Source organism: Sphingomonas bacterium, assembly GCF_903643065.1.
Lineage (GTDB): Bacteria > Pseudomonadota > Alphaproteobacteria > Sphingomonadales > Sphingomonadaceae > Sphingomonas.
On sequence record NZ_CAHJWX010000267.1, the window covers coordinates 1 to 4,064 of the forward strand.

At 72.2% G+C, this 4,064-nt stretch carries 5 protein-coding genes and 1 tRNA gene; 4 read left to right on the top strand and 2 right to left on the bottom strand.

Going from position 1 to position 4,064, the window contains the following annotated elements:
• Positions 1-684 (bottom strand): Ppx/GppA phosphatase family protein (locus HUU95_RS10045; RefSeq protein ID WP_368039807.1); only part of this gene is annotated, 684 nt, incomplete at its 3' end.
• A 195-nt stretch (positions 685-879) separates the two neighbouring features.
• Between HUU95_RS10045 and HUU95_RS10050 the strand changes: the two genes are divergently transcribed.
• The 3 genes from HUU95_RS10050 to HUU95_RS10065 all read left to right on the top strand — a co-directional run bounded on the left by HUU95_RS10050 (position 880) and on the right by HUU95_RS10065 (position 2,225).
• Positions 880-953, top strand: a tRNA-Gln gene (locus HUU95_RS10050).
• 88 nt (positions 954-1,041) lie between these two features.
• On the top strand, positions 1,042-1,311 hold the full coding sequence (locus HUU95_RS10055) for a DUF1488 family protein (RefSeq protein ID WP_174279988.1): 270 nt from the start codon (positions 1,042-1,044) through the stop codon (positions 1,309-1,311).
• Positions 1,312-1,373: 62 nt separating this feature from the next.
• Positions 1,374-2,225 carry a DUF2171 domain-containing protein gene (locus tag HUU95_RS10065; protein ID WP_368039808.1) on the top strand — a complete coding sequence of 284 codons (852 nt, stop codon included), beginning with the start codon at positions 1,374-1,376 and terminating at the stop codon, positions 2,223-2,225.
• A 111-nt stretch (positions 2,226-2,336) separates the two neighbouring features.
• Here the strand turns inward: HUU95_RS10065 and HUU95_RS10070 are convergent, their stop codons facing one another.
• The gene (locus tag HUU95_RS10070; protein WP_174279989.1) at positions 2,337-2,876 is read right to left on the bottom strand and encodes a TlpA family protein disulfide reductase; all 540 of its coding nucleotides are present in this window, start codon (positions 2,874-2,876) and stop codon (positions 2,337-2,339) included.
• A 16-nt stretch (positions 2,877-2,892) separates the two neighbouring features.
• On the opposite strand from HUU95_RS10070, the gene argH reads away from it, so the two are divergent.
• On the top strand, positions 2,893-4,064 hold a 1,172-nt coding region (gene argH, locus HUU95_RS10075; protein WP_174279991.1), incomplete at its 3' end, for an argininosuccinate lyase.

The window sequence follows — 4,064 nt, forward strand, 5'->3', positions numbered from 1 at the left end:
GAACCCCGCCATGCTGGTGGCGACCAGCGCGCGCATCCGCGCGTACGCCGCGAGCCGCCCGTCGCGGCCCTCCCCGCCGCCTGCGCTCTCGGTCAGCGACACCACGCCCCACGGCGCCGAATGCCAGTCGAGCACGCGCGGGCTCTCGCCGGCGGTGTCGACCAGCACCAGCTCGGTCGAGCCGCCGCCGATGTCGAACACCAGCGCCGGGTCCGCCCCCGGCTCCAGCAGCGCGTGGCAGCCGAGCACGGCGAGCCGCGCCTCCTCCTCCGCCGCGATGATGTCCAGCCGGATGCCCGTCTCGGCATAAGCGCGCGCGATGAACTCGGGCCCGTTCGCCGCGCGCCGGCACGCTTCGGTCGCCACCGATCGCGCCAGCGTGACGTGGCGGCGCTGGAGCTTGTCCGCGCAGATGCGCAGCGCCGCGATCGTGCGCTCGATCGCCGCGTCGCTCAGCCGGTTGGAGGCGGCGAGCCCCTCGCCCAGCCGGACGATGCGCGAAAAGGCGTCGATCACCGCAAAATGACCGCCCTGCGGCCGCGCGATGAGCAGCCGGCAATTGTTGGTGCCCAGGTCTAGCGCGGCGAACGCCTGCGCGTCTCCCCAGCGCCCGCGAGGGGGCCTGGGCGCCGCTGGACGGGCGGGGTCGTCCCGCCCCTGCGGCCCGGTGGCGATCTCGCCCATGGCCGTGTTCTTTCTGTTCTTCCGGCGCGGGCCGGGGGCCCGTTCGGTGCTTGAAGCCAGCGGTAGCGCCGCGCGCGCGCGCCGGCAAGACGACGCAAGTCGCCGTTGTCGCACGTGCGACAACCGGATTGTCGCACGGATGCCTCGCAAGCGCCTTGACCCACGCATTTCTGCGGTTTAGGCGCGCCTCGCTGTTGCCCGATCCTCTAATGGTAAGAGAGCGGACTCTGACTCCGTCAATCAAGGTTCGAGTCCTTGTCGGGCATCCACTCCCTCTCATCGACCGGAACGCCCCCGCGCGTCGGGCGCTTGGGGGCTGACCGTGCGCGACCGTCGCGCGGCGAGCAGGAGCAGCGCATGACCGACCGCCTCGACATCGATACCGCCAGCGTCTTCGACAATCTCGACGAGCGGCAGGTGGAGTTCGCCGGCGAGGTGGATGGCGAGCTGATCCGCTTCGCCGTCCGCCACGACCTGCTGGAGGCGCTGAGCGGCACGCGGCCCGATGGCGACGCGGTGGCGCTGTTCACCCGCCATGCCGACCCGATCGCCGATGCCGCGCTGGCAGCACTCGGCCGCGACCGGGGCGTCGAGCTCGTCGTCGTCAGCGAGAACGATCTGGCCTGAGTTCGCCGGAACACGTCCGCTTCGGCCGCGTTGGCGCCTTCCAGACCTTTTGGGAGAGTGGCATGGCGGACGTATCGGGCATCCGGGAGCATATGGAGGTCCGCGACGCCGCCGGCGTCACGGTCGGCACCGTCGACAAGGTCGAGGGTGACCGCATCAAGCTGACCCGCTCCGCCTCACCCGACGGTCAGCATCATTACATCCCGACCAGCGCCGTGGCGCGCGTCGACACGCAGGTGCACCTGAACCAGGGCGCCGCGGCGCTGGGGCTGGCGGCGGTGGGCGCGACGGCGGCGGCGAGCGGCAGTGGCGAGCATCCGCTACCGCCAGTGCTCAACCGCGCCGTCGATGGCGCCAAGCCGCGCGGCAATTTCTACCTGCCCTGGATCGTCGGCCTGGTCGGCCTGATCCTGCTGCTGCTCCTGTTCCGCTCGTGCGTCCACGAAAAGGCGGCGACCACCACCGCCGCCGCGCCGGCCGGCACCGCCGTCGTCGCGCAGACCAGCGGCGCGCCCGAGTCGACCGCGCTCAGCGGGCTCGGCGGCTATCTCGCCGGCACCGGCACGACGCCGCGCACCTTCACCTTCGACAAGCTGCACTTCGACACGAACAAGGCCGATGTCCGCGCGAGCGACCTGGCCGAGGTCAACGACGTCGCGGGCGTGCTGAAGCAATATGGCCAGGCGCGGGTGAAGATCGCCGGCTATGCCGACGCGCGCGGCTCCGACCCGACCAACGAGAAGCTCGGCCAGGCACGCGCGGACGCGGTCCGGGCGGCGCTGGTCAAGGCCGGGATCGACGGCGGCCGGATCGAGGCGGTGTCGGGCGGCGCCAACGACGCGGTCGCCACCAACGACACGACGCAAGGCCAGCAGGCCAACCGGCGGACCGAGCTGGTGGTGGTGTCGCGGTAAACGGAAACCAGCCCCTCCCCTTCAGGGGAGGGGCTAGGGTGGGGCGTGTGTCCGGGCACGCCCTACCGATCAAGAGCCCCCGCCTCCTCCCCCGAAGGAGAGGCGAGACCTCTATCCCGCCTCGCCGAGCAGCTTCAGCGACGCCGGCGTGCTCCAGTCGCGACCGCCCGTGACGCGCCAGCGTTCCTTGCCGTCGGCGCCGTACAGGATCGTCGTCGGCAGGTTCGCGCCCAGCCGGACGCTGACCTCCAGCTGCCGGTCGATCAAGGGGCGGACGGTGGCGAGCGGCTTGGCCGCGAGGAACGCCTGGACCTTGTCCGGCGCGTCGCCCTGGTCCAGCGCGACCACGCCCAGCCTGCCCTTCAGCTCGCCCGCCGCGCGGTCCAGCGTCGGCAGCTCCGCGACGCACGGCGCGCACCAGGTCGCCCACAGGTTGACGACCAGCGGCTTGCCCGTCGGCAGCCTCGCGGCCTTGCCATCCACCCCGATCAGCGCCGCGCCGGGCAGCGTCTCGCCCTGGTGCGAACGGTCGATCCCGGCCGCCGGCGCGGCGGCGGCCTCGGCGGTGGCGTTCGCTTGCTCCGGGGCGGCTTCGTGCCTAGTGCACCCGGCCACGCCCAGGAGAAGAACGACGGCCCAGCGCGACGACATGACGGGTTCCAACCAGATGTGGGGTGGGCGCTTCGCGGAAGGGCCCGCGGCGGTGATGCGCGAGATAAACGCGAGCCTGCCGTTCGACAAGCGGCTGTGGCGCCAGGACATCGCCGGCTCCCGCGCGCATGCCGCGATGCTGGGCGCGGCGGGGATCGTCGAGCCGGACGCGGCGGCGCGGATCGACGCGGGGCTGGCGCAGGTCGCGGCCGGCTATGAGGCCGACGGCGTTCCCGACGCGCTGGCGCTGGAAGACATCCACATGCTCACCGAGGCGCGGCTGACCGACGCGATCGGGCCGGATGCCGGGCGGCTCCACACTGCACGCTCGCGCAACGATCAGGTCGCGACCGACTTCCGCCTCTGGGTCCGCGATGCGATCGACGATGTCGCGCGCGCGCTGGCGGCGTTCCAGGACGGATTGCTGAGCCGCGCCGACGAGCATGCCGCGACGGTGATGCCGGGCTTCACCCATCTTCAGGTCGCGCAGCCCGTGACGCTGGGCCACCATCTGATGGCCTACCACGAGATGATCGCGCGCGACCGCAGCCGCTTCGCCGACGCCCGCGCGCGACTGAACGAATGTCCGCTGGGCAGCGCCGCGCTGGCCGGCACCGGCTTCCCGATCGATCGCGCGGCGACGGCGGCGGCGCTTGGGTTCGATCGGCCGACGCGCAACAGCCTGGACGCGGTCAGCGATCGCGACTTCGCGCTCGACTATCTCGGCGCCGCCACGCAATGCGCGCTTCACCTCAGCCGGCTGGCGGAGGAGTTCGTGCTGTGGGCGTCGCAGCCGTTCGGCTTCGTCGCGCTGTCGGATCAATGGTCCACCGGCAGCTCGATCATGCCGCAGAAGCGCAATCCCGACGCGGCGGAGCTGGTGCGCGGCCATGCCGGGCGCATCACCGGCTGCCTGGTCGCGCTGCTGGTGACGATGAAGGGCCTGCCGCTCGCCTATTCCAAGGACATGCAGGACGACAAGCCGCCGGTATTCGAGGCGCACGACCTGCTCGCGCTGTCGCTCGCCGCGATGACGGGCATGGTCGCCAGCGCGACGTTCCGGCCCGATCGGATGCGCGCGGCGGCGCAGGCCGGCTTCTCGACCGCGACCGACCTCGCCGACTGGCTGGTGCGCGAGGTCGACGTGCCGTTCCGCGAGGCGCATCACGTCACCGGCCGCGCCGTCGC